Raw genomic sequence first — 26,598 nt, 5'->3', positions numbered from 1 at the left:
TACTGGTTAGCTGCTCATAAATGCAATGAAAACTTCATGGCAGCTGACCATATTGGAATCACTTTCTTTTAATTACGAATCCGTTATCCCCTTTTCCGGACAACTTTTAAAAGAAATCAGAAAAAAACATCTTCTCGAAGTGAAGATGTTCGGTAAGATGCCTACCTGGAATTTGTCCTGATCTCACTTTCCTTTTTGCTCCGTGACCTTCAAACTAAGTAATTTTTCATTTTTCCAATCATGTTGTACGGTAACGATGACATTGAACTCCTGACCTTTATCCTCGACCAAAAATCTGAAATCGTCTTCGACGAGATTTTTCGCTACAGTTTTTCTGCCCTTATATTCGTAGTCGGTAATCTCAACTTCAGGATAATCTGCCTGCACTATCGTAATCGCAATCTTTCCGTATTTTTCGTAATCGGGTTTTTGGGCCTGTGCTGAAATGGATCCTGCTTGTATGATTAAAAAAATCCCCATTAGCATCACGATGACTTTTTTCAAAATCTTTTCCTCCTCATACTTTCCGCTTAGTATTATTATGTAAAAATGTTCAGTTGTTATGCAGCTGCTTCGCTTCTTTTACAAGCATGATTCCAACTAATCGATTCCTCTTCCATTCTTCAGGAAACACAGTCAACGGCGGATTGGTTTCATCCACTAAATAACTAAGTTCAATCGTCATTCCCGGGCGGCTGAATTCAGTTATGAACCAATCAGTAAATCCGCTTCCTACCGCTTCTTTCTCCGGAAAGGTCAGTTCATACCCAGTCATTTCGGCAGTCTTTTTGGCAATCCCATAATCTCTTGCCATATTTTTCCGTTTATTTTTGTAATGCCAAAAGATTTCCCTTCCTGAGGTATGATAGGAAACAGCAATAAGGGGATCGATCTCCTTCGTGAAATCCGTAAGCGCTTTTACTTCAGCTGCTTCCAGTGGTTGTCCGCCTTTATAAAATTGATACGTCGGTTTTGTTTCATGACTCATGACTTCTTTCCATCCAGCCGGATATTGCCTATTCAAATCAATGCCTTTAGCGTTGGCTTTCCATCGGGACCAATTCCTGCTATATCGGTTCATTTTCCATACTGCAGCCTTTTCAAGAACATTTAAATTGGATAAATCTCCTTGCTGGATGCTCACGCCATCTGGATTCAGCATCGGGATGAACCAGATGCTCACTTCATCAAATGATTCCGACGGAAATTCCCCGACAGGTTTGCCCGCTCGATAGGCGGCTGCATATTCTTCAAGCATGCGCATTAAAAGTATGGAACTGAGCCATTCCCGTCCATGATGTGACCCCACCAGCAAAATCGATTTTTTTCCTTTCCCTAACCTGATTGCCTTTATATTTTTCCCCTTTTCAGTTTGTCCGATTATTTGAACGTCCAATCCATATTGCTTTTGAATTCCTTGCAAATCCATTTCCAGCTGTTCAGGGGAATACACTTCTGCCGCCAGCGATGGTTCAGGGAAAAAAAGAAGCACCAATATTCCAATTACCATTATTTTTCTCATGTACTCACCTTTTATTTTTATTCAGGTAAAAAGCAACAACCGCGGTCCAAATACATCGCCACTTATTGTAAGGAAATGTTCTGTCAGATCTGAACAAAATACAAATAGCTCCTTATTAAGGGGGAGAAGAACATGAGGATTGCGGATTATGATCAGGCATTGTTTCACACACACCGTTCTGATTGGGACAGCTTGTTAGTATTGATGGTTCGAACGAAAGATCACTTTCTTTCGAAAAAAATAGAACATTTTTTGCACGCTTACAGGTTTGAGCATGATTATCAAATCGTTCAATCCCAACTGTATGCACTGCTTCGTTATCTGGATCATGCGGCAGAAAAAACAAGTGATTATTTAAGTGAACTTCCAAGCTAAAATCAACTATAGTTTTTGCAAATCGGGAAAATTTATACAAGAGGATTAATTATCGGGGATATAACTTTGGCTGGTGAAACCCTATAAAAACAAGGAAGGGTCAGGTATTGAATACCTGACCCTCATTTCATCATTTTTTCATTGTAGTATATGCAGTTGCATACATTTTAAGCTCTTCGATCATACCTTCAACAAGTACCGCAGACTCTTCAAATAAACCATCATTTTCGTAATCGAAGCAATGCGGATCCAGAACCAATTGTTTTGCGATCACATTTGCATAAAGGCTTCGACCCACTGTCCTCATTGAATTCAAGGCATTGATCCCGCCTTTTCCTCCGCCGGAGACAGCCAATAGAGCGACAGGTTTATGTGTGAATTGTTCACTACTTAAAAAATCCAAGGCATTTTTCAAGGCTCCGCTCATGGAACCATGATATTCCGGAGTGGTCAGAATTACGCCATCAGCTTCCTCGATGCTTTTCCGGAGACCTTGAATCACTTCCAATTGATATTGCTCACCTTCACCTGAATATAAAGGGATTTCGCTATTGCTTAAATCAATAAGTTCCGCTCCGAATTTCTTGGATATGTAGCGTGAGGCAATCCCCGTACGCCCTTGTTTACGTGGTGAACCATTAATGATTACTAATTTCATGAATTAAACCTCCATTATTCCCGTTGTTTTCCGAGATCAGTCGCCAATACAGTATACCAAAACCGAAACGGATTTTCCTAGAATTTTGATTTTTCATTCAACTAAAAATTGCCATAATAAAAAACCGAAAGACCGAGAAGTCTTTCGTTCAGAGACAAACTCGATGAAAATCGAGTTTGTCTACATTTTTTTTTGCTTGTACAAATTTTGACGTTGATTGGAACGTAGGGCCACGCTTTCCGCGGGCGGTCCGCCCTCGGCACACTTGCGCCTGTGTATTAAAACTTGAGGTGATGAGGATGCTTTCGAAACATCATTCTAATCAGCGAGATCAACTTGAAATAATTACTTTAGATTAACTGGTGCCGGCGAATCATTTGGTTCGTAAAATGGAGGCTTCCATTGACTTAACTTTTATTTATGACTTGGTGATAGAAATGTATTCAGCGGTAGGACGCCCAAGTATTGATCCAGGTATTTTAGTTAAAAACTGACGTTCTTCAATATACCTTCAGTATTCGTTCCATGCGTAAAACGATTGAAGAAGTTGAAATAAATATGGCTTACCGTTGGTTCTTAGGCTATGGGTTTCCATAATAAAGCACCTCATTTCTCAACGTTCGGGAAAAATTATGAACGACGCTTTAAAAAGGGAATTTTAAAAGGGGTCCGGAATTTTTAATTCCGAACCCCTTTTGTACAAACTGAAACGAAAGACCGAAGAAGTCTTTCGTTTAGCTTTCATACATTTAAACCAATGCTTCAATCTTGCTCATGAAATCTTCCATGACTCCCGATAACTTGGACTCAGCTTCTTGCATTGATTTACCTTGGACACCGAAATAGAATTTAATTTTCGGTTCGGTGCCTGAAGGACGCAGGCAAACCCATGTACCATCCTCAAGGAAATACTTCAATACATTGGATTTCGGAAGCTCGATCAATTCTACATCATTTGAAAGTAATGTACGCTTCTTGCTGCTTTGGTAATCTTCTTCAATGACTACCGGAATGCCAGCTATTCGGGAAGGAGGATTTTGACGGAATTGATTCAATATTCCTTGAATCTGTTTTGCTCCCTCAATGCCCTTTAAAGTCAATGAACGCAATCCTTCCAAGTAAAAGCCGTACTTTTCAAACACATTCAGCAATCCTTCATATAGTGTCAATCCCTGCTTTTTATAATGGGCACAAACCTCGACAGCAAGCACTGCAGCTTGAATGGCATCCTTATCACGTGCAAAGTCTTTAATCAGATAACCGTAGCTTTCTTCATATCCGAACAAGAAGCTACTTTCCCCGCTTTCATGATACTGATTTATTTTCTCGGCGATGAACTTAAACCCGGTAAGTACATCAACCGTCTTCAAGCCATATGACTCGGCAATCGTCCGCCCGATTTCCGAAGTGACGATGGTTTTTAAGACGACTCCATTTTGGGGAATCTTTCCTTTCTCTTTTTTCTGGGACAGTAGATAGTCCAGGAAAAGTGCACCTGTTTGATTTCCAGTCAGGACAACATATTGACCCATCTCGTTTTTAACGGCAATTCCAAGCCTATCGGCATCTGGGTCCGTTGCTATCAATAAGTCCGCCTCGACCTTGTTTCCAAGCTCGATGGCCATTTCAAATGCAGCTGGTTCCTCTGGATTCGGAGACTGAACTGTCGAAAAATCCGGATCCGGCAATTCCTGCTCCTTAACGATATGCAAATTTTGATACCCTAAGCTTTGCAGTGCCCGCCTGACTGATTTATTTGCCGTTCCATGAAGCGGCGTAAAGACGATTGACACATCTATTTCCTCGGCAAGCTGCGGGTTCTCGGGAACCGTCAGCAGCTCACGATTATAGGCAGCGTCCAATTCCTCACCAATCATTTCGATGAGGCCCTGCCCTTTAAGGACTTCAGCTTCTTCAACCTGAATTTCAAGCTCACTTTCAATGGCATTCACATAGCTGATCACCTGATCCGCTGCTTCCGGTGGCAATTGTGCCCCATCTGACCCATAAACCTTGTAACCATTATATTCAGGCGGATTGTGGCTCGCCGTGATGACGATTCCAGCAAAAGCATTCAGCTCGCGAACCGCAAATGACAATTCTGGAGTTGGACGCAATTCATCGAATAAATAAGCCTTCACCCCAAATGTAGCCAAGGTCTTAGCTGCTTCGAGTGCAAATTCCGGGGACTTATGTCTCGAATCATAAGCGATCACAGCCCCTCTTCCTTTTGCTTCTACCCCAAACGAAGAGATATATTGAGCCAACCCAACCGTTGCCTTCCTTACAGTATAAAGATTCATCCGGTTCGTTCCCGCGCCGATTTCCCCACGCATTCCGCCTGTTCCAAACTCTAGATTTTTATAAAAGGCATCTTCGAGTTGTGCTTCATCCTGCTGCATTTCCTCAAGGAGGACACGTAATTCCCCATTTAAATTCTGGTACCCTGCCCAAGTAGTGTATAAAGATTTCCAATCCATCTCCAACATCTCCTCCCAAACGCCTTATTTGTAATTATTATGTATCTGCCTTACATATACAAAATTATCATATTTATTCCAATAAATGAAGTAAAGGCTCGTAATGAAAAGAACCTAATCCAGTGTTCTTCACATCACGAGCTGTTTTCTTCCTATTTTCCGCCATCTTTGTAATGCAGATGGTAAATATCATGGCGGCGATCTTTCAATTGCTTTACAGTACCGGACTGACGCTCCCGCCTTAAGATCTCCAAATCCACATCGCCAATCAGGACCATCTCAAGGTTCGGGCTGGTTTCCCCGACTATGCCGTCACGTGCAAATTCGAAATCCGATGGAGAGAAGATTCCCGATTGGGCATATTGGATATCCATATTTTCCGTCTGCGGGAGATTTCCGACCGTTCCGGAAATGACGGTATAAATTTGGTTTTCCACGGCACGGGCCTGGGCACAATAACGGACTCGCAGGTAGCCTTGCCTGTCTTCTGTACAAAATGGGGTGAATATGATTTTGGCTCCCATGTCGGTCGCAATCCGGGCGAGTTCCGGGAACTCAATATCATAACAAATTTGTATGGCGATTTTTCCACAATCCGTATCAAAGACACGAACGCGGTCACCTGCGTTAATACCCCACCATTTTCTTTCATTCGGTGTAATATGAATTTTATATTGCTTCTCAATCGTCCCATCGCGACGGAATAAATAAGCGATATTATAGATATTATCATCATCTTCTTTAACGAAATGGGAACCGCCGATGATATTGACGTTATACCTTACAGCTAAAGTGGTAAACAATTCAATGTACTGCTCCGTGAAATCCGACAGTTTCCTGACAGCCAAGCTTGGTGATCTTTCATTCAAGAAAGACATCAGCTGGGTTGTGAACAATTCCGGGAACACGGCGAAATCCGCATTGGCATCCGAAGCAACGTCGGTGAAATACTCGACTTGGTTAGCGAAGTCATCGAATGAATCGATTTTACGCAGCATGTATTGCACAACGCAAATCCGTACCGGTTCCGATGTTTTATAGTAACGTTTTGTTTTCGGCTGATAATCAACGTTATTCCACTCCATGAGCGTAGCATACTTATTGGATTGCAAATCGTCCGGCAAATAATTCGGATTGATCCTCATAAGCGTAAACCCATTTAAAAGCTGGAACGAAAGAACCGGATCATATATTTTGTGCAATTGAACTTCCTTCACATACTCCCTTGGTAACAGTTCCTCCGCATGTTTATGGTAATTGGGGATTCTGCCCCCGATAATGATGCTTTTTAAATTCAAGTGGGCAACAAGTTCTTTCCGTGAATCATATAGTCTTTGACCAATTTTCATCCTGCGGAACTCAGGATGGACCATGACCTCGATTCCATATAAATTATAACCGTCCGGATTATGATTCGTGATGTACCCATTATCGGTTACATCATCCCATGTATGGCGGTCATCATATTCGTCAAAATTAATAATGAGGCTGGAACATGAGCCAATCACTTTTCCATCATATTCAGCCACAAACTGCCCTTCTGGAAAAATTGCCAGATGGCTCTCAAGCTGATCTCGCTTCCAGGGAACCATTCCCGGAAAGCAACTCGACTGCAAAGCAATTATTTCATCTATGTCTCCTAGCCTCATATTACGTATTTCCATTATTTTTTCATATTTATGCAGGTCCAAATTAGGCATTTTCCTCAGACTCCTTTAATCTCTTCCATAAGAATTATACCCCTTATTCAAAAATTAAAACAACTGAACCTACCCCTTGATTTCAAATAAAAACATTCTGAATGTCCTTTAAAAGAATATATATTTTACAGACGCGGTCCTAACATACTATACTTTTCATGAGAGTATAAAGAGATGGGGAAGAGGAACCATGAACAATACAAAACGCAGTGTGGAAAACTTATTATTTGCAGCCTGGGCTGCTTCCATCATTGCGATGTTTGGAAGCTTATATTTTTCTGAAATCAAGCAATACGAACCTTGTGCGCTCTGTTGGTATCAGCGGATCATCATGTATCCTTTTACGATCATATTAGGAATTGCAATCATTCGAAAAGATTATTGGATCAGCTTTTATACGATGATATTATCCGCTATCGGTGCATTCATTTCCACGTACCATTACTTGATACAAAAGGTTTCATTCTTTTCTGACCACACCCTTGCATGCGGAAGGGTTCCATGTACAGGTCAATATATAAACGTATTTGGTTTCATCACCATCCCGTTCCTAGCCTTGACTGCATTCATCATTATTTTCATATGCAGTTACATCATATGGACAAGATCCAAGGAGGTTGCAGCTTAATGAAGAAAATGGCTATATTTTTAGTGATAATCGTCGCGATATTTGTCCTGCTGGGCGTTTTTACAAACTTGAAAAAAGAAGAAAAATCAAAAGGAAATCCATACGGTAAGGATAAGCTTAAACCCGCTACTGTCGATCAGCTGGATGATCCCAATTATCAAAACTTGATCCTGCCGGAAGAATTGGAGCAGGACCTCCAGGATAATGAAGATGTGACCGTTTACTTCTATAGTCCTGAGTGTCCGCATTGTCAAAAAACCACGCCAATCGTGGCTCCTTTGGCAGAAAAGCTGGGAATCGATCTAGTTCAATACAATCTTTTGGAGTTTGAACAAGGATGGAGCGATTATGGCATCAAAAGCACACCGACCATCGTTCACTATAATAATGGCAAAGAACAAGAACGGATCGTTGGCTATAATGATGAGGAAACGTTCGAGAAATGGTTCAAAGACCACGATATTAATTAAGGATGGAAAAAATGAGCCGGCCCTAACGGAAATGCTTCTCCCGTTATAGCCGGCTCATTTTTTTTGCCTTATACTAAATATTGATTCGCCACCTGGATGTCCATCATCTGCATCTCATTATTCGCTTCATGGTTTATACTTGAAAAATGGTCATAATAAAAGGGGAAGAATATTCCGCATTCATTCAATAGAGTGATGTTATGTTGGAACAATTCTTCAGATTCAGATTCCATAAAATCTTCTCTCTTTTGTTTGTCTAATATCGACATAAGGACTTGAAGACATGTCATTACTTGAAATGCGTCTCTTAATGTTGCCAAGTAAGTAACAGAACTTTGATTGGGCTTTAAAACGCCAATCTCGCGAAAATGAAGGATTTCACTTTCCGTAAAGTATTTGGGAAATACAGATTCGTAGAAACGAGAAACGAGACTCGCTATTTCTTGCTCTTGTTCTTCCGTTGAAGAAAAGACCGTCTTCACTAAAAAAACCACCTTTTTTCAGATCCGTTAGACCTATCTATTATATGTATATTCTAGGACAAGCGATTTCTTTCTCACTAGAATAACATAAATATTGTAAAAAATATGTGGTAATTTCCACCACGGAAATTTCATCAATAGGTCCAAGGTTACTTTTTCATGACTAATTCTTAATTATTATATATTTTTTTCATTTAATCAAAACCAAAGCAGTCGAAAGTAGGGGTTTTTATTGGAAAATTTCAGAATAACTAACCAACATTTAATAATTGATGTTCTCCAAAGTTGGAATGGATTAACAATTGAAAAGCTTTTTAGGGAGCGTTGGCAGGCCCCGAAAAAATTAGTGCATGAATGGAGAATGAGTAAAGAAGTTACAGTGAACGGGAATTCCGTCGCATGGTCAGCTATCCTTAATGAAGGAGATTCGATCAGCATCCCCTTATTAGATCACGCTGAAAATGAAACAGTACAAGCGGCAGACTTAGGAATTTCCATCTTATATGAAGATGATGTGCTGTTGATAGCCAATAAACCGGCTGGAATGGATACCCATCCTTCTCAGCCCGGTGAAGCACACTCCCTCCTCAATGGTGTCGCGCACCATCTTCAAAAAACCGGCCAGACCTGTATGATCAAGCATATTCATAGGCTTGATAAAGATACCACCGGTGCCGTCCTTTTTGCCAAAAACCGCCTTATTGGGTCCATGCTGGACAGAATGTTGGAAGAGAGGGAAATCAAGCGGACTTACCTAGCTTTAGTTGAAGGAAACATTAAAAAGAATGAAGGAGAAATCAAAGAAAAAATTGGCCGCGACCGCCACCATGCGACGAGAAGAAGGGTTTCCCCTACAGGCCAGACAGCAGTCACCCACTATCGGGTGCTCAACCGAGATCCCAAGAAAAACTTGACGCTCGTCAGCTGCACCTTGGAAAGCGGCCGAACCCATCAAATCAGGGTGCATTTCAGTCATTTAAACCACCCATTGGCCGGAGATACATTGTATGGCGGAAAAAAGACATTTCCACGTCAAGCCCTGCATGCAAGGAAAATCGAATTCATCCATCCCATTTCAGAAGAAAAAATGATCGTTGAAGCTCCTTTCATTGATAGACCTGAAATATTCGATCTCGACATTTAAACAAAAAAACACCGTTCCATACCGTACGGTGTTCCAGTTGTAGACAAAAGGAGTAAAAAATGTTGATTGGAGCATAAGGTACGAGACTCCTGCGGGAAAACGTGTCCAGGGGGACCCCGCAGGCGCAAAGCGCCGAGGAGGCTTCCTGGGGAAAGCGAGTGCCTGGAGTGGAAATCAACATTTCAATTCTATAAACACTTTAATACTGTAGGAAAAATCAAACATTATCGAGTTTGTAGTCAATTGGGGCTCTTTCTAAAAAGTAAAACAAAGTTGATTGGAGCCTAAGGTACGAGACTCCTGCGGGAAAAACGTGTCCAGGGGAGACCCCGCAGGCGCAAGGCGACGAGGAGGCTTCCCGGACCGCCCGCGGAAAGCGAGTTGCCAGGAGTGGAAATCAACGTTTCAATTCTATAAACACTTTAATACTGTAGGAAAAATCAAACATTATCGAGTTTGTAGACAAATGGGGCTCTTTCTAAAAGGTAAAACAAAGTTGATTGGAGCGTAAGGTACGAGACTCCTGCGGGAAAACGTGTCCAGGGGAGACCCCGCAGGCGCAAGGCGACGAGGAGGCTTCCCGGACCGCCCGCGGAAAGCGAGTGCCTGGAGTGGAAATCAACACTGTAAACTCAATTAATTTACGAATTTGACAGTCTGAAACACCGTTCCATAAGTAATATTAATCCGAAATTGTCGCCTTTCGGATTTTCTGAATGTTGGTCCGGATTTTTATCCTCTACGGACTGATTATACGATAGTCAAGACGGTTCATTTTGCGCATAAAAAAATAGCTGGCCACTTGGGCCAGCTTTATTTTTGTATTTATGAAGCTTTTCTCATGCCTTTTAAGATAAGGCTTAAGATGAAGACAAATACGATTGCACCAATCAATGCTGGAATTATAGCGAAATCTGCTACTGAAGGTCCCCAGTTCCCAAGAATTAATGAACCTAACCATGCACCAACAAAACCAGCGATAATGTTACCGATAATTCCAAATGGTACGTCACGTCCAACAATCATACCTGCTAACCAACCAATGATACCTCCGATAATTAATGACCATAAAAATCCCATAATATATTTCCTCCTTCAAATTAGTTATTTTTTCATTTTCTGCAGCAGACTCCAAGAAATTAAATCACTTCCATATTGTCATGCTTTTTTTCAGTACTTTTAACCTTTACATTCAAATGGTATGATGCCGATTCGCACAATATCTAATGAATGTGAATGTTTTAGTTATTGGGTAGAGTTAGCTAGCTATAGCCCTTGAGTAACTGATTGGACAATCCTCTTGTTAGTGAATTTTTTCTTTTTGTTTGCTGCTGTACTCATTATTTTCCCCGTTTAATTAATCTAAAACCTAATTTTTTTAAAAAATATTTGGCAACAAAAACAGGATTATCAGACATATTAAACGGGTATACCATAGGCTTAACTTTGTCACATAGTTAGTATAAGCAGCAATCGTCTTGATTATGTTCATAAAGGAAAAAGAAAAAGGGTGCCCCATTATCGGGACACCCTCCTTTCATTTGCTGTATTCTTTTTAGAACAAAAGTTCATCGGGATTGCTGCCGAAACGTTCATTTCTGTTCAAGGCATCTATTTGATTCATTTCATTTAAACTCAATGAAAAATCAAATACCTGCGCATTTTCCTTGATACGGGACGGCGTAATCGATTTAGGTATTACAACTAGATCATGTTGCAGGTGCCATCTAATCAATACTTGTGCTGAACTTTTCCCGTGCTTCTTTGCTATATGCTTAATTGTCGGCTCTTCCAAAAGGTTTCCTCTGCCAAGCGGGCTCCAAGATTCTACCTTTATTTCATGTTTTGCACAGTAATCACGAATTTCGACTTGAGTTAAAAGTGGATGCAATTCAATTTGATTGACGACCGGCTTCACTTCACTGTTTGCAAGTAAATTTTCCAAATGATGAACATGGAAATTACTTACACCGATTGATTTCACCTTTCCATCCTTATAAAGCTTCTCCAATGCCCTCCAGGTTTCCAGATATTTATCTTTTCCCGGCCAGTGGATCAGGTATAAATCCAAGTATTCCAATCCAAGGCGATTTAAACTATCCTCAAATGCCTTGAGCGTCGTTTCATATCCTTGCTCGGTATTCCACACTTTGGAGGTTATGAACAATTCTTCACGTGGCACTCCGCATTCCCGAATCGCTTGGCCTACACCTTCTTCATTTTCATAAATGGCCGCTGTATCAATCGCCCGATAACCGACTTCGATCGCTTTTTTGACGGACTCAACCGTTTCATTGCCGTTTTTCACTTTAAATACACCGAAACCCAACTGTGGCATTTTAACTCCATTATGTAAGGTGATCGTTTCCCCAATATTCGAAATCATTCCATCATTCCCCCTTACTTTTATTTACCAATTATACATCCCTCCACCTTCTATTTCTAACCATAAGCATCGGGATTTATAGAGTCCCTTGAGTGAAAGCCCATCCCTAAAGGCCATTTATATATATCAATGTAACATTTTATCTTTTTAATCATTCACTAAGTTAAATATTTTGTAAAAAAATGACGAAACATCTATCCTTAAAGGTATGTAATTCGTTACAATAGTATAGTTCGATTTTAAACCATGTAAAAAAGAAGGTGCCATCTTTAAAGAATAATCAAAACTAAAATTCCCATTCTAAATATTGAGGAGTGCAAACTGTCCTGCGCCCAATCATTGGCCACAAACTATATTCACTTTATATACTTGAAATCAAGGGAGTCCTCCATGTATGAATACCATACTCATCTTAACCGCGCTAATAATAATTTTTGCTTTGGTCTTTGACTTTATCAATGGCTTCCATGATACGGCTAACGCCATCGCTACAGCCGTATCAACCAAAGCACTTAAACCACGTCATGCAATCATCATGGCTGCGGTCATGAATTTATTGGGAGCATTGACCTTTACCGGTGTAGCGCATACCATTACGAAGGATATCGTCGATCCTTTCACATTGAATAATGGTTCTTATGTTATCCTTGCTGCACTAATTTCGGCAATAATATGGAATTTAATCACTTGGTATTTTGGCATTCCAAGCAGTTCCTCCCATGCGATCATTGGTTCAATAGCTGGAGCGGCCATCGTGGCCAGTGGATTCGATGCGATTAAATGGAGTGGATTCACTAAAATTGTACAAGCATTGATCCTATCTCCCATCCTTGCCTTTACGCTTGGATTCATTGTTTACAGTATCTTCAAGGTAGTATTCAAAAATAATAATTTAGGAAAAACCAATACACGATTCAGGAGAATACAAATTGTCACGGCGGCCATCCAGTCTTATACACATGGGACGAATGATGCTCAAAAGTCCATGGGTATCATCACGATGGCTTTGATCGCTAACGGATATGCCTCTACCTCTGAAGTTCCTTTCTGGGTACAATTATCTTGCGCTATAGCCATGGCGCTTGGTACATCGATCGGAGGTTGGAAGATCATCAAAACCGTTGGCGGTAAAATCATGAAAATCCGCCCGGTTAATGGCGTTGCTGCCGATATGACCGGAGCAGCGATCATTTTCGGTGCAACCTTCCTGCATATGCCGGTCAGCACGACACATGTCATTTCTTCTTCAATACTTGGGGTCGGTTCTGCACACCGCATCAAAGGGGTAAAATGGGGAACCGCAAAAAACATGCTGGTCACTTGGTTCATTACATTACCAATTTCTGCTTCCTTAGCTGGAATCATTTACTATTTGATTGCTTTATTTTTATAAAACCTTTTGCCTTTCCATTATCGGAAAGGCTTTTTTTTTACAAATCCCCCTTATAAATGCAGGGTTTTTCCCTTTTTTTAATTTTCCTTGTTTTTTTATGTAAAGTTTTATTAAGATTTTGTAAATTTTCGTCGAAAAACCTTCCCGGATACTACATGAATTCGTTACAATCAATTTGTTAATACTAAGCGTACGACTAAAGTGCGTAAATTTGCATGACTAATTGGGAGGCTTTAACATGGCTTTTAAATCAAAAAAAGACAAATTCGCGGTAATGCTTTTTAACATCGCTCAAAACCTTAAAGAAGGTGCTGACTATTTCGCGGATTATAAACTCAAGAACATCTCCGATCTCAAAGTATTTTCAGATACCATGAAAGACTATGAGCATAAAGGCGATTCAATGGTTCATAATGTGATCAAAGAGCTGAACAATGCTTTCATCACTCCTATCGAACGGGAGGATATCCTTGAATTAACCATGAGAATGGATGATGTCATAGACGGTTTGGAACACTGTGCGGCATTATTCGAAATGTACTCAATTGTCAATGCAGATGAGTATATGCTTAAGTTTGTGGATGCAATCAAACAGTGTACGTATGAGATTGAAAATGCTGTCGATACACTATCCACTAAAAAATTACCAATGATTCGTGAACATGCAATCAAAATTAAAGATCTTGAATCCGTTTGTGACGGAATCCAACGTCAATCAATCAAAAACTTGTTTACAGTTGAAAAAGACCCAATCAGGATCATTCAATATAAAGAAATTTACGAAAGCCTTGAAGAGATTGCCGATCACTGTCAAGCGGTGGCCAATACACTTGAAACAATCATAATGAAAAACGCCTAAGGAGTACCCCAATAAATGGATACTTTATTAATTATAACAATATTAATCGTTTTCTTTGCTTTAGCATTTGACTTCATCAATGGTTTTCATGATACAGCCAATGCAATAGCGACTGCCGTTTCAACAAAGGCCTTGAAGCCTAGGCATGCCATCATCATGGCAGCCGTCATGAATTTCGTCGGTGCCATGACATTTACTGGAGTGGCGAAGACCATAACGAAGGATATCGTGGATCCGTTCACGCTTCCGAATGGTTCATATGTAATAATGGCTGCTCTACTTGCCGCTATCATATGGAACCTTCTAACGTGGTATTACGGAATACCAAGCAGTTCCTCCCATGCATTGATTGGTTCGATTGCTGGTGCAGCCATTGCTGCAGCAGGATTCGCTGGAATTAACTGGGGCGGATTCATGAAAATTCTTCAAGCTTTGATCTTCTCCCCGCTAATTGCTTTTGCAATCGGGTTTATCGTATACAGCATCTTTAAAGTTGTATTTAAAAACAATAACCTGACAAAAACAAACCAAAGATTCCGGACTATACAGATTGCTACTGCAGCACTTCAATCGTATACCCACGGAACGAACGACGCACAAAAAGCGATGGGTATCATCACGATGGCCCTTATTGCAAATGGTTATGCATCAAGTACCGATATCGCCTTCTGGGTTCAGTTCTCCTGTGCGCTCGCAATGGGACTTGGAACTTCCGTCGGCGGATGGAAAATCATTAAGACCGTTGGCGGCAAAATCATGAAAATCCGCCCGGTCAATGGTGTTGCAGCCGATTTAACCGGAGCCTTCATCATTTTCGGCGCGACTGTAATACACATGCCAGTCAGTACAACCCATGTTATTTCGTCTTCAATCCTTGGTGTTGGATCTGCGCATCGTGTCAAGGGCGTAAAATGGGGAACGGCAAAAAGGATGATCATCACTTGGTTCATTACCATTCCCATTTCGGCAACATTAGCTGGTTTGATTTATCTTTTAATTAACTTCTTATTCTAAAATAAAATCCCTTCCGGTTTCCATCGGTAGGGATTTTCTGTTTTACAAAGGATTTATCTATGCTTATCAATAGGAAATCGTTTAAAATTCAAGGAGAAGGAATTTTTTTAGCGAGGGGCAAAATAAGAATGAAGGAATTCGAAAAAAATAGAGATATTTTTAAAGACCTTTATGGAGATATGATGGAGTTTGCCGATAGAATCAGTTCTGTTTTAGGTTGCCCCATTACAATCGAGGACGGTAACCACCGCTTACTTGCTTATAGCACTCACGATGATACTACGGATCAGGCCCGTATCATGACCATAATCGGAAGACGTGTCCCTGAAAAGGTCATCAACAGTTTATGGAAAGATGGCTTCATCCCTGCGTTATTAAAGGAAGATGCCCCCATTAAAATCGGGGCCATCAATGATGTCGGTCTCGGTAACAGGGTTGCGGTTTCCATCCGGAAAAATAATGAAGTACTTGGATTCATTTGGGCCTTGGAAGTAAATGAACCTTTCACAGAAGAAGATATGAAATTTCTGCAATTCGCTGCCAAGGAGGCAAAGAACCAGTTACAGCAATTGCAATTGAAAAAGAAAAGGAAAGAAGCAGGTCATCAAGAGTTCCTTTGGCGCATGTTGACCGGGCACTACCAAGAAGAACCGGAAATAATTGAAAATTACAAGAAATTCTCAATCCATGTTCCAGTGGTTTTTTCCATATTGGTATTCGAATTTCCTAAAGAGATCAATCGCGAAGTGGAGCGCTACATTTCATATATGTTAACGACCACTCAAAAGATGAACAGTTCCTTATTTGCCATTGACCATAACAAGCTCATTCTTTTCGCGGGAGCCAACCAGGAAAACAGCCCTTCTTTCACTTCATCGATTTATGAGTTCATTCCTTTTTTCATTCTGGAGATGAAACGGCGTTTCGGTGTTGAGCATATCCTTGGAACGGCTGGCAATATGTATAAGAACTTAATGGATGTTAAATCAAGTTACGAAGAAGCTCTATACACCCTAAAAATGAAGAATATATTCCCTGATGACATGGCACTCATTTTACATTATGAAGAACTTGGCATGTTTCAAATGATTGGATCACTCGCAAGCAACAAACAGCGTCGTGTTCATCCTTCCATCCTTAAACTTAAAGCATACGATATGAAGAACCAGACGGAATTGCTGCAAACACTCACCGTCTATCTAGAGAAAGACTGCAACCCAAATGAAGCTTCAAAAAATCTTCATATCCATGTAAATACATTGAATTACCGATTAAAAAGAATCTCTGAAGTGGGAAACATTCGATTAAAAGACCCAATTCAAAAAATGTCCCTCTTTCTTAACATTAAACTTAATCAATATGATGAATTTTTCAAAAAAAATTAATGATATATTTCCAGATATGGAATACTAAAAGAAGTGTGGAAAGGTTGATCATATGAAATTAGAAACAAAAGAAGAACTTGAAAAAGAATTAACAATCATTGAAAAATGGGAGAAAGATCAGAAAGGACTATGGTTTTGGGAACGGATTGGGCGCATCCCCTTCAAGCTATTGGACAAGTTGACACCGGATTTCATTCAGAAAAAATTGGGTGTCATGCTTGATGAAATCGGCAGCTACATTCAGAATGGCGGAAAATATTTAACGAAAGAAGCCCATATTCTAAGTCAGCTGCAAGCTGAGGTTCCCGAGTTGAATATTAATGGCCTGGAAGATGTTTCAAGCATCCCCCTCCATATCATGGATAGCGTGAGTCAGGATATTAAAACTTCAGGCAGCAAATTGGCAACGGTTCAAGGTGCCACTACCGGGATTGGCGGAATCTTCACCTTGGCCATCGACATCCCGCTTCTTCTCGGGATGTCCATCAAAACCCTTCAGGATATTGCCATCACATATGGCTTCAATCCTAGAGACCGCCAAGAACGTATTTTCATCGTCAAATGTCTGCAATTTACAACATCGGATGTTGTCGGCAAAAAGGCTCTATTAAATGAATTGTCGAAAATGAACCAGACTGATTCCCAATCAAAAAGGGAAATAGCATCCGAACTCCAAGGATGGCGAGAAGTCGTTTATACATACCGCGATCAGTTTGGCTGGAAAAAGCTTTTGCAAATGGTTCCCGTTGCCGGAATAATATTTGGCGCCATTACAAATCGTTCGATGATTGCCGATATCGCCGATACGGGAATCATGCTTTACAAGAAAAGAAGGATTTTAGAGCGCATTCAAGAACCTATTGCAAAGAATTGATTTCATTTTAAAAAGGTCTTGATCCTGGCAAGTCCATGTTTTTTGAAACTGCGTTTGTGGAATTCCACAAATACACCTTTTTCATTTTTCTGATTTCCACATACTAACTGTTTCTTTTTCCAACTATACTTGTGATACAAACAGTAAAACATATTATTGGAGGGATTAAGATGAGAATAGGAATTCCAAAAGAGATTAAAAACAATGAAAATCGTGTAGCTATCACTCCAGCTGGGGTCGTGGCATTAGTCAATGCAGGACATGAAGTATTAATCGAAATGAACGCAGGTCTAGGAAGCAGTTTCACAAATGAAGCATATCAAGAAGCTGGTGCTGTTATAGTCGAGGACGCTGCTAGCGTTTGGGCAAGTACAGAAATGATCATGAAAGTAAAAGAACCTATCTCATCTGAATATAAATATTTCAGAAAAGATTTAATCCTTTTCACATATTTACATCTTGCGGCAGAACCGGCACTAGCTCAGGCACTAAAAGAAAGCGGTGTCTTGGCCATTGCTTATGAAACGGTTGCAGTAAACCGCACACTTCCATTATTGACACCAATGAGTGAAGTTGCAGGACGCATGGCTGCACAAATCGGTGCTCAGTTCCTTGAAAAAAATAACGGCGGTAAAGGAATACTCTTAAGCGGAGTTCCTGGAGTTAAACGCGGTAAAGTCGCTGTAATCGGCGGAGGAATGGTTGGAACGAATGCTGCTAAAATCGCTATTGGTTTAGGCGCAGATGTTACCATTCTTGACTTAAGCCCTGACCGCCTGCGTCAGCTTGATGATATTTTCGGAAATGAACTGACTACACTCATCTCCAACCCTTATAACATTGCAGAAGCAGTCAAAGATGCCGATTTAGTAATCGGTGCTGTATTGATTCCAGGTGCTAAAGCTTCTAAGCTCGTTACTGAAGAAATGGTTAAAACGATGTCTGCAGGTTCAGTCATTGTCGATGTTGCAATCGACCAAGGCGGTATCTTTGAAACGGTCGACCACATAACAACACATGATAACCCTACTTATGTTAAACATGGAGTAGTTCATTATGCAGTGGCGAATATGCCAGGAGCAGTGCCTCAAACTTCTACAGTAGCTTTAACTAACGTAACAGTACCATTTGCTCTTCAAATTGCAAATAAAGGTGCCATCAAAGCGATCCTTGAAAATGATGCTCTTGCAAAAGGTGTCAATGTGGCGAACGGTGAAATCACGTTCGAAGCAGTTGCCACAGACCTTGGCTACAATTACGTAAGTGTTGAAAACGCCTTAAACCCGAATAACATTAACGCTTAATATAAATAAGACTCCAGAATCTTGTCTGGAGTCTTATTTTTTTTGGACGAGGGCCTCGATGAAGCTGAGCTTCTTCGTATGATATCTGGATCAGGCCGGGATATTCCGCACAAGGGTCGAATTATCCTCATATGGGTTGGATTATCTGCTCGGACGGGCGATTTTTCCGGAGATATAAGATATGCCACTTCTTGATCAAGTCTGCCCTTTCCCCGGTTGATGTTCTTACTAATCATACAAAATAGAATATTCCTCTTAATCTATGAAAATCTTTCCAGGATTCATTATTCCTTTCGGATCCAAAGCCTGTTTGATCGTTTTCATCACTTCATAAGCAGCTCCATGCTCCCTTCGCTGATACTTCGATTTTCCAAGTCCTACCCCATGTTCACCCGTACATGTACCGCCTTTTGTTAAAGCATATTCGACGATTTCTTCATTTAACCTCTTCGCTTCTTTAACTTCTTCAGGATTTTTCAAATCAATCATGAACAATACGTGATAATTCCCGTCACCTACATGTCCTACAATCGCACCCTCCACTTTGGATTGTTCGACTTTCTTCCTTGTATCCAGTATGGCATTCGATAATTCATGTAGGGGCACACTTACGTCGGTCACCATCAGCTTTTTTCCGGGTGCACTATGAATGAAAGCGTACGCGAGATTATGGCGCGCTTCCCATAAGGCGTTCCGTGCTTTTGAATCGGTTTCAAACTGGATATCTCCACAGCCAAAATCACTTACGATTTCCTTGGCAAATTTGACGTCCTGTTCCAGTCCGGCAAAATTCCCATGAAACTCGAGGAATAGAGTTGGTTGGACATCATAGGATTTGTCCATGAATTGATTAACTTTTTTTATGGACTCTGCATCCACCAATTCAATTCGTGCAATCGGGATTCCAGCAAGCATGATCCCATTAACCGCAGATACTGCCTGTTCGACGGTTGGAAATGAGGCTCTTCCGGCCATTGTGACTTCAGGGATGCCATATACCTTCAATGTCAGTTCAGTAAATACACCCAGCGTACCTTCAGAGCCGACAAACAAGCCATTCAAATGAATGCCTGAAGATGATTTTGTCGCTAAGCTTCCGGAATGAATCACTTCACCGTTTGCTAAAACCACTTCCAAATCCCTGACTTGATCGCGCATTATCCCATATTTAACCGAGGTCGTCCCACTTGCATTCGTAGCTGCCATCCCACCCAATGTAGCATCGGCGCCAGGATCGACGGAAAAGAACAAACCGTATTTTTTTATTTCTTTATTAAGTTGCGTCCTTGTCACACCCGGTTGGACCTTAACAAGGAAATCATTTTCCCTGATTTCCAATATTTGATTCATCAAGGACAAATCCAGGGAAATACCCCCTTTGACTGGAACGACATGCCCCTCCAAACTTGATCCTAACCCAAAAGGAATGACTGGTATTTCATGCTCATTCGCATAACGCATGACTTTGCTTACTTCTGCAGTATTCCTTGGATATATGACCATATCCGGTAAATGCGGGGTGTGATATGATTCATCATGGCTGTGCTGTTCCAATAAAGTTTCATTCACAGTTACTTGTTCTTCCGAAAGTATCTTCCTTAATTCTTCTATATAACCTTTCATTATTGCAGCCCCCTCTTTTCTCCAAACATTCTGAAAATATTTCACGAATGAGATTGCCCGCTAATAGGCAATCCATCTTTCTTCATTTACTGAAACCTTTCGTTTTATCCGTGCAGGCCTTCATTGCTTGCAGAATGCTGGATCTTAGCTGATTCTCTTCTAAAGACGCCACCGCAGATATCGTTGATCCGCCCGGCGTGCAGACATCATCCTTTAAAGCAGCAGGATGCCTTTCCGTTTCCAGTACCATTTTAGCAGCTCCCATTACAGCTTGTGCTGCCATTCGGTATGCTTGTTTTCGTGGAATGCCATCACGGACCCCTCCATCAGCCAGCGCCTCGATGAACATATAAACATAAGCAGGCGACGAACCGCTGATGGCCGGAACTGCGTCCATCAAATCTTCATGCAGGATTTCCGTTTTACCGAAACTATTCAGCAGTGCAGTCACACCCTCTATATCAGCATCGGTAATTTCATCATTGATGCACATGGCAGTCATGCCTTCACCGACAAGCGAAGGAGTGTTTGGCATCGTCCGGACAACCTTCACTCTTTTTTCGAAGCTTTTCTCAACTAGAGATACAGTGATCCCTGCTGCCATAGTAATGATAACGGCGTCTTCTTTAACATGATTCTTCACTTCTTCAAGTACTTGCTTATGCATGGCAGGTTGGATCCCCAGAAAGAGAAAATCGGCAAAACCGGCAACCTCTTTATTATCCAAAGTACCTCTAACGTTATATTTCGTGGTGATTTTAGTTTTGGTCTCCGCACTCGCAGTACTGACCATGATTCCTTCAGGTGAAATGACCTCTGCAAGCAGCATGCCCTCAAGCATTGCCTCACCCATTTTGCCGCATCCAATAAACCCGATTTTTTTATTCATATCTTACACTTCCAATCATAAGTTCATCTATGTTCCACCTTATTATATCGAATATGATAAATGGAAACACGTTGGAGATATTAATCAGGAAGGATTTGGTGGTTTCTGATCGAATTACTTATAGTGATATGGATGAATCTTTATATCCACCTTACGCAATATAGTCATGTAATTGAATTCTTTTGCAAAAAAAAAACGTTGACTAATTGGTCATTAGAGATTTATAATTTTGACCTATTAGTCACAAACGAATAAGAAATACAGTTATAGAAATGGAGAAATGCTATGCAAATGGAAAAAAAAGCGGTCAATACCAGGCTTGTCTTAACAGGATTGATCATAGGAATGTTTTTCAGTTCATTGGAACAGACGATTGTCGGTACGGCCATGCCGACAATTATCGGGGAATTGAATGGTTTCACCATCTTTGCATGGGTAACGACTGCCTATTTAATAGCCTCAACGACTGTTGTACCCATTGTTGGAAAGCTATCTGATTTATATGGCAGGCGTTCCCTTTATCTGCTTGGCACAATCATATTTACGATCGGTTCGTTTTTATGTGCCACAGCCACTTCGATGGAGCAATTGATCATCTACAGAGGTCTGCAGGGAATCGGCGGCGGAATGATCATGCCTTTATCCCAAACAATCATCGGCGATATATTCTCTGCGGAACAAAGAGCCAAATGGCAGGGTGTATTCGGAGCCCTTTTTGGATTAAGTTCTGTCATCGGTCCTTTTCTGGGCGGCCTGATCGTTGACCATATCAGCTGGCATTGGATCTTTTTGATCAATGTACCGACGGGCTTACTATCGGCCATTTTGATTTATGTAGGATTGAAACATGAAGCGATAAGGAAAACCGAGAAAGTGAATATCGATTATCTAGGGATCTTCACCTTGATTCCTGGTATTGTCCTGTTATTGCTTGGCTTGACCTTCGGTGGTGATAAATTTGAATGGTTATCACTGGAATCTATCTTGATTTTCGGCAGCACCATTGTCTTCATTGTCCTATTCATCATTTTTGAAAGAAGAGCGGTCGAACCGATCCTTGATTTATCCCTCTTTAAAAATAGAGTTTTTTCCACCACGAATATTTTAGGATTTCTGCTTGGCCTTGGCATGTTTGGGGCAATCATGTTCGTCCCGCTGTTCATGCAAGGCGTTTTGGGAGTTTCACCAACAAAAGCGGGATCGACCATGACTCCAATGATGATCGGTATGATTCTTTCCAGCATCATTGGCGGGCGGTTACTTTTGAAATTCCGTTTTCGTACCGTGCTTACCTTTGGAATGGCCTTTGCGACACTTGGCTTTTTCCTAATGAGTACGATGGACGGCAGTACGACTATATTCACTGCGTACTCATTCATGGCCATCCTTGGGATAGGTATGGGGCTTGTCATGCCGACATTGATGATTGCCGTTCAAAACGAATTTCCAAAATCGCAGCTCGGGTCGGTTACAGCGGCTTCAACTTTCTTCCGATCAATAGGTGGAACGATGGGCATCACGATTTTGAATGCTGTCATGAATCACAATCTCCAGCAAAATATGGATGATGCGGTCGTAAGTCAAAAGGACCCTATATTGCATGAAGCACTGAAAGCATTAGCCGATAAAACGGATACGTTATTCAACATCATGCTTTATCCTGAAAACCTTAAAATGCCCGCAGAAGTCAGCAATGTCCTTGTAAAAACGATAGAAAATGCTTGGATCGATGCATTCTCCAGTGTTTTCATCACCGGTATCTTTTTTGTTTCCGCAGGGATATTAGTGGCACTTTCCGTGGGTTCGGGCCGAATCAAAAGAGATCAAGAAACGGAAAAAGAATTAGGCTAAAATATGCTTGGGACCGGCTGATATAATCAGCCGGCCTTTTTCATCCCTTCAATCCTATGTTTCTTTTTCATTGATAAGGGAATTTTACCTATATGAGACTAAATGGGGTGATACTATGAACAAGATAAACGATTCAATTTTGCCTGCAGATTTTTATCAGCAGCCCACGCTTGAACTGGCAAAATCCCTTCTTGGCTGCCTGATCGTAAAAGAAACAGCGGATGGAACCGCTTCTGGATTCATTGTTGAAACAGAGGCCTATATTGGACCTGGGGACAGGGCCGCACATAGTTTTGGAAATAGACGGACAAAACGGACGGAAGTGATGTTCGGAAATTCCGGTTTGATCTATACATACGTCATGCACACACATACACTGGTTAATGTCGTAAGCGGCGGACCTGAAAATCCGGAAGCCATTTTAATTCGCGCGATTGAACCGTATTCAGGTCTCGAGTTAATGCAGGAAAGACGCGGAATTGCCGATATTCGTAAATGGACCGATGGACCAGGGAAGCTAACAAAGGCACTAGGCATCACCATGGATGATTATGGTCGATCTTTTACGGCCCCTCCGCTTTATCTGGCTGCAGGAAAAAAGCCTGGCCACATATCCAGCGGTCCCCGCGTCGGAATCGACAACTCCGGGGAAGCAAAAGATTACCCTTGGCGATTCTGGGTTACCGACAATCCATATATATCCCGTAAGAACTTAATTAAAAACAGGGGACCAAAATAGTCTCCGTGATGTTACCCCCTCTAAGTGAACTGTATAAACTCTGTGGATGTTACACAACTTTGAGGGGATTTAACTATGTCCGTAAGCATTCCGATATATCAAAAAGTAGTGAATGAAAGCTTTAGGTTTCCAGCCAATTACCCCGGTAATAATATCTAAATGTTAGTATGAAATCCATATTTAATTAGCCATTCAAGAAAACCATTCCCCTACTCAAAGTTTCATCACATAGTAAAATCGTGAGCCTGATGCCCCCTACGTACAAAATTAAAAAATTAATCACGGAAAGGTAAGGATTTATTATTCTTACCTTTCTTTTAATTACCGTAACTCAAACTTCCATTATACGAAATGCTCTTTTGAGTTTACTAGCTATCCATTTATGCAAAATTCCAAGATTTGGTCCCCTTATACTCCAATGAACCCACCCAATGTACCAGACTCCCATTTTCCTGTAACAGAATAACCCGAAAAATGATGAAAAAGTTGAATTTTATTGATATGGGCCATGTTTTTTATATTCCATACCTTTATAATATAAATGCTAGATATTTTTTTACCACATCAGGAGGAACTTTCCTAAATGAACAATTCTAAAAACTCTTTCATTCTTGCGGGGACCATTATAGGTACCCTAATCGCCGGCACTTCTGCTTATGCTGGTTCTTATCAAGTTAAATCAGGGGACACCCTAGATAAAATCTCTAAAGCCAATAATACAACTGTCCAGCACTTAAAATCTCAAAACCATTTGACTAGTAACCTTATTTTTCCCGGCCAAGTCTTGAAATTTAATACTCTTAACAACCGTACAGATAAAAGTAAAGATAAAACCGAAAAATATGTGGTTAAACTTGGGGATTCTTTATCTAAAATTGCCAATAAATATAATGTATCCGTTAGTGCCCTGCTTAAATTAAACCCTAATATTTCTAATTCGGACCGGATATATATTGGCCAAACCATCCGGGTTTCCGGACAAGCCTCTGGATCCAGCTCTACGGCTAAAAACAGTTCAAATGCTACATATAAAGTCAAATCCGGCGATACACTGGGCAAAATTGCCAGAGTCAATAATATGACTGTCCAACAATTAAAGTCTATAAACCATTTGACTAGCACTCTCATTTTTCCCGGCCAGGTCTTGAAGGTTAATGCCATTACCAGCAATCCGGATAAAAGTAAAAATACAACAGACGTTTATGTCGTTAAATTAGGGGATTCCTTATCAACAATCGCTAAAAGATATAACCTTTCCCTTAGTGCCTTACTTAAAATAAACCCTAATATTTCTAATTCAGATCGTATTCGTATCGGCCAAACCATCCGTGTTTCAGGGAAGGCCTCGGCATCTGCATCTGCATCTGCAAGTAATAAACCGTCCAAATCCACCAAAGTAGATCAAGTTTTGGCAGCTGGCGCCAAATACATGGGAGCCAAGTATGTTTACGGTGCGAGCACTTCACGCACTGACGTATTTGATTGCTCTTCTTTCACATTAAGGGCATTCCAAAGTGCAGGTATTTCCTTGCCTCGAAATTCAGTGGCCCAATCACACGTTGGTACAGCTGTATCCTCGAAAGCCCTGCAAAAAGGGGATTTAGTATTTTTCGATACCAATAATGATGGAGTAATCAATCATGTAGGAATTTATGCCGGTAACGGCCAAATGCTGAATGCTTCGACATCTAAAGGTGTTTCCTACGCTAACATTAACAATTCCTACTGGGGACCTAGCTTTGTGAAGGCGGTCCGAGTTCTTAACTAAATGATGATGACAGTAAACGATAAAGAGCAAAAAAGCGTGGCTTGATAAAATATCATACACGCTTTTTTGCGTATCATAATGTAAAATAGCCGCCAACTGGTGGTAGGGCTTATACCCCTTCTCCCCTTCCTTTGGATAAAAATCGGTCATATATTCATTAGTATGACTGTTCTTTCTTTCCAAAAAACAAAAGCAAAAGGCCTGCTTTTGAATACTCCACCCCATTTGTTATTTTACCTGTTCCCGTCTGTTTAAAGTTGTGAAACAGGGTGAAAGTCATTTCCGTTAAAGGTGCAACCTTTTAATATGGGAATGGCTTTTTTATTTGTCTGTATCATTTATTAATGTACTGGAATTAAAAACTTGTCAGACTAGTAAAATCCAGATAATTATGTTATTTGTTATTATTCCCTAATATAAGGAAAAACAGCACATCAAGTTGATATGCTGTTTTTCCTTATAGACTAATTCTCTTTTTAGAACCTAAGTCTCTAACTATTTTCTATTTTTTTAGCAAACTTATTATGATCCCTATAAAAATTGCTACAACAATTATCATAGTTAAAGGAATAAAAGCACTAATTGATTGCAAATATTTTCACCACACTTACTCGTATTGTCGTGTGATATGGCAGAGGTGATTTGATATGTCAAAGAGCAATAAAAATATAATTTTGATGTATGCTACAGAAGCAGCTTCCATCCTCACTCGCGTATTAACCTTTGCATTTCCACAATCGCATAATTCAGTTGATTACTGATATGGACTCCTTCAAAGCTTGATAATTCCATTCGTTGGCCTATTTCATCCTTCTTTTTTCTATCATAGGTTATCATTTGTTGCAATAACCAAGCCTTTCTTAATAACATTTCCCTCACCTGCCTGTTTTGTTAGATGTCTTTCCTGCATTTCAACTTGCTTTCTATGGACTTTTTCTTCTATAAGATCTATGAACATCTGATTATTGTTGAGATTTTCTTTATTCGACTCTATTAACCGCGCTAATGATACATTTTTACGCATTTTTTGGATCTCCTTCTCTACAGATTGCTA

Annotated in this window: 24 protein-coding genes and 1 pseudogene; 14 read left to right on the top strand and 11 right to left on the bottom strand. The window is 40.6% G+C overall.

Annotated elements, in window-relative coordinates:
- Nucleotides 1-183: 183 nt before the first annotated feature.
- Nucleotides 184-504, bottom strand: a complete 321-nt coding sequence (locus MHB45_RS02475; protein WP_053087474.1) for a DUF3889 domain-containing protein — start codon at nt 502-504, stop codon at nt 184-186.
- 49 nt (nt 505-553) lie between these two features.
- Nucleotides 554-1,522, bottom strand: coding sequence for a M14 family zinc carboxypeptidase (locus tag MHB45_RS02470; protein WP_048689734.1), 969 nt, complete (start codon nt 1,520-1,522; stop codon nt 554-556).
- 132 nt (nt 1,523-1,654) lie between these two features.
- On the opposite strand from MHB45_RS02470, the gene MHB45_RS02465 reads away from it, so the two are divergent.
- Nucleotides 1,655-1,897, top strand: coding sequence for a YhdB family protein (locus tag MHB45_RS02465; RefSeq protein ID WP_048689737.1), 243 nt, complete (start codon nt 1,655-1,657; stop codon nt 1,895-1,897).
- A 130-nt stretch (nt 1,898-2,027) separates the two neighbouring features.
- Here the strand turns inward: MHB45_RS02465 and MHB45_RS02460 are convergent, their stop codons facing one another.
- Nucleotides 2,028-2,555 (bottom strand): NADPH-dependent FMN reductase, encoded by a 528-nt coding sequence (locus MHB45_RS02460; RefSeq protein ID WP_048689743.1) that lies wholly within the window; start codon nt 2,553-2,555, stop codon nt 2,028-2,030.
- A gap of 359 nt (nt 2,556-2,914) precedes the next feature.
- Between MHB45_RS02460 and MHB45_RS02455 the strand changes: the two are divergent.
- Nucleotides 2,915-3,204, top strand: a pseudogene (locus tag MHB45_RS02455) (transposase); the annotation flags it as partial.
- 100 nt (nt 3,205-3,304) lie between these two features.
- Here MHB45_RS02455 and MHB45_RS02450 read toward each other — a convergent pair.
- Together MHB45_RS02450 and MHB45_RS02445 are read right to left on the bottom strand one after the other, a co-directional pair.
- Nucleotides 3,305-5,035, bottom strand: coding sequence for a phospho-sugar mutase (locus MHB45_RS02450; RefSeq protein ID WP_048689746.1), 1,731 nt, complete (start codon nt 5,033-5,035; stop codon nt 3,305-3,307).
- Between the two features lie 152 nt (nt 5,036-5,187).
- Nucleotides 5,188-6,735: a carbon-nitrogen hydrolase family protein gene (locus tag MHB45_RS02445; protein WP_034315073.1), complete on the bottom strand. Its 1,548-nt coding sequence runs from the start codon at nt 6,733-6,735 to the stop codon at nt 5,188-5,190.
- 190 nt (nt 6,736-6,925) lie between these two features.
- On the opposite strand from MHB45_RS02445, the gene MHB45_RS02440 reads away from it, so the two are divergent.
- Both MHB45_RS02440 and MHB45_RS02435 read left to right on the top strand, forming a co-directional pair.
- A complete protein-coding gene (locus MHB45_RS02440) occupies nt 6,926-7,363 on the top strand; it encodes a disulfide oxidoreductase (protein WP_048689750.1) in 438 nt (145 codons plus the stop codon).
- Nucleotides 7,363-7,833 carry a thioredoxin family protein gene (locus tag MHB45_RS02435; protein WP_048689755.1) on the top strand — a complete coding sequence of 157 codons (471 nt, stop codon included), beginning with the start codon at nt 7,363-7,365 and terminating at the stop codon, nt 7,831-7,833. Before MHB45_RS02440 ends, MHB45_RS02435 begins: the two co-directional genes overlap by 1 nt.
- Nucleotides 7,834-7,901: 68 nt before the next feature.
- Here the strand turns inward: MHB45_RS02435 and MHB45_RS02430 are convergent, their stop codons facing one another.
- Nucleotides 7,902-8,315 carry a DUF5365 family protein gene (locus MHB45_RS02430; RefSeq protein ID WP_048689759.1) on the bottom strand — a complete coding sequence of 138 codons (414 nt, stop codon included), beginning with the start codon at nt 8,313-8,315 and terminating at the stop codon, nt 7,902-7,904.
- Between the two features lie 232 nt (nt 8,316-8,547).
- On the opposite strand from MHB45_RS02430, the gene MHB45_RS02425 reads away from it, so the two are divergent.
- The gene (locus tag MHB45_RS02425; RefSeq protein WP_237766587.1) at nt 8,548-9,459 is read left to right on the top strand and encodes an RluA family pseudouridine synthase; all 912 of its coding nucleotides are present in this window, start codon (nt 8,548-8,550) and stop codon (nt 9,457-9,459) included.
- 825 nt (nt 9,460-10,284) lie between these two features.
- Here MHB45_RS02425 and MHB45_RS02420 read toward each other — a convergent pair.
- Both MHB45_RS02420 and MHB45_RS02415 read right to left on the bottom strand, forming a co-directional pair.
- Complete coding sequence (locus tag MHB45_RS02420; protein ID WP_170946860.1) at nt 10,285-10,539, bottom strand: GlsB/YeaQ/YmgE family stress response membrane protein; 255 nt, start codon at nt 10,537-10,539, stop codon at nt 10,285-10,287.
- 475 nt (nt 10,540-11,014) lie between these two features.
- Nucleotides 11,015-11,845: an aldo/keto reductase gene (locus MHB45_RS02415; RefSeq protein WP_048689763.1), complete on the bottom strand. Its 831-nt coding sequence runs from the start codon at nt 11,843-11,845 to the stop codon at nt 11,015-11,017.
- Nucleotides 11,846-12,239: 394 nt separating this feature from the next.
- Here MHB45_RS02415 and MHB45_RS02410 point away from each other — a divergent pair, with 394 nt between their 5' ends.
- The 6 genes from MHB45_RS02410 to ald all read left to right on the top strand — a co-directional run bounded on the left by MHB45_RS02410 (nt 12,240) and on the right by ald (nt 18,674).
- Entirely contained in the window at nt 12,240-13,238 is a 999-nt protein-coding gene (locus MHB45_RS02410; RefSeq protein ID WP_072272470.1) for an inorganic phosphate transporter, read from the top strand.
- 238 nt (nt 13,239-13,476) lie between these two features.
- Nucleotides 13,477-14,097, top strand: a complete 621-nt coding sequence (locus MHB45_RS02405) for a DUF47 domain-containing protein (protein WP_048689774.1) — start codon at nt 13,477-13,479, stop codon at nt 14,095-14,097.
- A 15-nt stretch (nt 14,098-14,112) separates the two neighbouring features.
- Entirely contained in the window at nt 14,113-15,111 is a 999-nt protein-coding gene (locus MHB45_RS02400) for an inorganic phosphate transporter (RefSeq protein ID WP_048689777.1), read from the top strand.
- 128 nt (nt 15,112-15,239) lie between these two features.
- Complete coding sequence (locus tag MHB45_RS02395) at nt 15,240-16,496, top strand: PucR family transcriptional regulator (RefSeq protein ID WP_065421244.1); 1,257 nt, start codon at nt 15,240-15,242, stop codon at nt 16,494-16,496.
- 52 nt (nt 16,497-16,548) lie between these two features.
- A complete protein-coding gene (locus MHB45_RS02390) occupies nt 16,549-17,370 on the top strand; it encodes an EcsC family protein (RefSeq protein WP_048689785.1) in 822 nt (273 codons plus the stop codon).
- A 170-nt stretch (nt 17,371-17,540) separates the two neighbouring features.
- Entirely contained in the window at nt 17,541-18,674 is a 1,134-nt protein-coding gene (ald, locus tag MHB45_RS02385; protein WP_340907292.1) for an alanine dehydrogenase, read from the top strand.
- Between the two features lie 255 nt (nt 18,675-18,929).
- Here ald and MHB45_RS02380 read toward each other — a convergent pair whose 3' ends face one another.
- Together MHB45_RS02380 and proC are read right to left on the bottom strand one after the other, a co-directional pair.
- Nucleotides 18,930-20,297 (bottom strand): FAD-binding oxidoreductase, encoded by a 1,368-nt coding sequence (locus MHB45_RS02380; protein WP_072272468.1) that lies wholly within the window; start codon nt 20,295-20,297, stop codon nt 18,930-18,932.
- A gap of 82 nt (nt 20,298-20,379) precedes the next feature.
- Nucleotides 20,380-21,186, bottom strand: coding sequence for a pyrroline-5-carboxylate reductase (proC, locus tag MHB45_RS02375; protein WP_048689793.1), 807 nt, complete (start codon nt 21,184-21,186; stop codon nt 20,380-20,382).
- Nucleotides 21,187-21,471: 285 nt separating this feature from the next.
- Between proC and MHB45_RS02370 the strand changes: the two genes are divergently transcribed.
- From MHB45_RS02370 to MHB45_RS02360, 3 genes are all read left to right on the top strand, one after another.
- Nucleotides 21,472-23,037, top strand: coding sequence for an MDR family MFS transporter (locus MHB45_RS02370; protein WP_048689796.1), 1,566 nt, complete (start codon nt 21,472-21,474; stop codon nt 23,035-23,037).
- Between the two features lie 115 nt (nt 23,038-23,152).
- Nucleotides 23,153-23,776: a DNA-3-methyladenine glycosylase gene (locus tag MHB45_RS02365; RefSeq protein WP_048689799.1), complete on the top strand. Its 624-nt coding sequence runs from the start codon at nt 23,153-23,155 to the stop codon at nt 23,774-23,776.
- 583 nt (nt 23,777-24,359) lie between these two features.
- Nucleotides 24,360-25,544, top strand: a complete 1,185-nt coding sequence (locus MHB45_RS02360) for a C40 family peptidase (protein WP_081088518.1) — start codon at nt 24,360-24,362, stop codon at nt 25,542-25,544.
- Between the two features lie 823 nt (nt 25,545-26,367).
- Here the strand turns inward: MHB45_RS02360 and MHB45_RS02355 are convergent.
- On the bottom strand, nt 26,368-26,568 hold the full coding sequence (locus MHB45_RS02355; RefSeq protein ID WP_048689802.1) for a hypothetical protein: 201 nt from the start codon (nt 26,566-26,568) through the stop codon (nt 26,368-26,370).
- Nucleotides 26,569-26,598 lie beyond the last annotated feature (30 nt).

This window comes from Peribacillus sp. FSL K6-5616 (assembly GCF_038008245.1).
GTDB lineage: Bacteria > Bacillota > Bacilli > Bacillales > DSM-1321 > Peribacillus > Peribacillus frigoritolerans.
This window is presented reverse-complemented; position numbering and strand designations above follow the sequence as displayed.

Excerpts from the sequence above, each read along its gene's own strand:
- MHB45_RS02470 (WP_048689734.1), bottom strand. The coding sequence starts at position 1,522 with ATGAGAAAAATAATGGTAATTGGAATATTGGTGCTTCTTTTTTTCCCT.
- MHB45_RS02465 (WP_048689737.1), top strand. The coding sequence starts at position 1,655 with ATGAGGATTGCGGATTATGATCAGGCATTGTTTCACACACACCGTTCT.
- MHB45_RS02460 (WP_048689743.1), bottom strand. The coding sequence starts at position 2,555 with ATGAAATTAGTAATCATTAATGGTTCACCACGTAAACAAGGGCGTACG.
- MHB45_RS02450 (WP_048689746.1), bottom strand. The coding sequence starts at position 5,035 with ATGGATTGGAAATCTTTATACACTACTTGGGCAGGGTACCAGAATTTA.
- MHB45_RS02445 (WP_034315073.1), bottom strand. The coding sequence starts at position 6,735 with ATGCCTAATTTGGACCTGCATAAATATGAAAAAATAATGGAAATACGT.
- MHB45_RS02440 (WP_048689750.1), top strand. The coding sequence starts at position 6,926 with ATGAACAATACAAAACGCAGTGTGGAAAACTTATTATTTGCAGCCTGG.
- MHB45_RS02435 (WP_048689755.1), top strand. The coding sequence starts at position 7,363 with ATGAAGAAAATGGCTATATTTTTAGTGATAATCGTCGCGATATTTGTC.
- MHB45_RS02420 (WP_170946860.1), bottom strand. The coding sequence starts at position 10,539 with ATGGGATTTTTATGGTCATTAATTATCGGAGGTATCATTGGTTGGTTA.
- MHB45_RS02415 (WP_048689763.1), bottom strand. The coding sequence starts at position 11,845 with ATGATTTCGAATATTGGGGAAACGATCACCTTACATAATGGAGTTAAA.
- MHB45_RS02410 (WP_072272470.1), top strand. The coding sequence starts at position 12,240 with ATGAATACCATACTCATCTTAACCGCGCTAATAATAATTTTTGCTTTG.
- MHB45_RS02405 (WP_048689774.1), top strand. The coding sequence starts at position 13,477 with ATGGCTTTTAAATCAAAAAAAGACAAATTCGCGGTAATGCTTTTTAAC.
- MHB45_RS02400 (WP_048689777.1), top strand. The coding sequence starts at position 14,113 with ATGGATACTTTATTAATTATAACAATATTAATCGTTTTCTTTGCTTTA.
- MHB45_RS02395 (WP_065421244.1), top strand. The coding sequence starts at position 15,240 with ATGAAGGAATTCGAAAAAAATAGAGATATTTTTAAAGACCTTTATGGA.
- MHB45_RS02390 (WP_048689785.1), top strand. The coding sequence starts at position 16,549 with ATGAAATTAGAAACAAAAGAAGAACTTGAAAAAGAATTAACAATCATT.
- ald (WP_340907292.1), top strand. The coding sequence starts at position 17,541 with ATGAGAATAGGAATTCCAAAAGAGATTAAAAACAATGAAAATCGTGTA.
- MHB45_RS02380 (WP_072272468.1), bottom strand. The coding sequence starts at position 20,297 with ATGAAAGGTTATATAGAAGAATTAAGGAAGATACTTTCGGAAGAACAA.
- proC (WP_048689793.1), bottom strand. The coding sequence starts at position 21,186 with ATGAATAAAAAAATCGGGTTTATTGGATGCGGCAAAATGGGTGAGGCA.
- MHB45_RS02370 (WP_048689796.1), top strand. The coding sequence starts at position 21,472 with ATGCAAATGGAAAAAAAAGCGGTCAATACCAGGCTTGTCTTAACAGGA.
- MHB45_RS02365 (WP_048689799.1), top strand. The coding sequence starts at position 23,153 with ATGAACAAGATAAACGATTCAATTTTGCCTGCAGATTTTTATCAGCAG.
- MHB45_RS02360 (WP_081088518.1), top strand. The coding sequence starts at position 24,360 with ATGAACAATTCTAAAAACTCTTTCATTCTTGCGGGGACCATTATAGGT.
- MHB45_RS02355 (WP_048689802.1), bottom strand. The coding sequence starts at position 26,568 with ATGCGTAAAAATGTATCATTAGCGCGGTTAATAGAGTCGAATAAAGAA.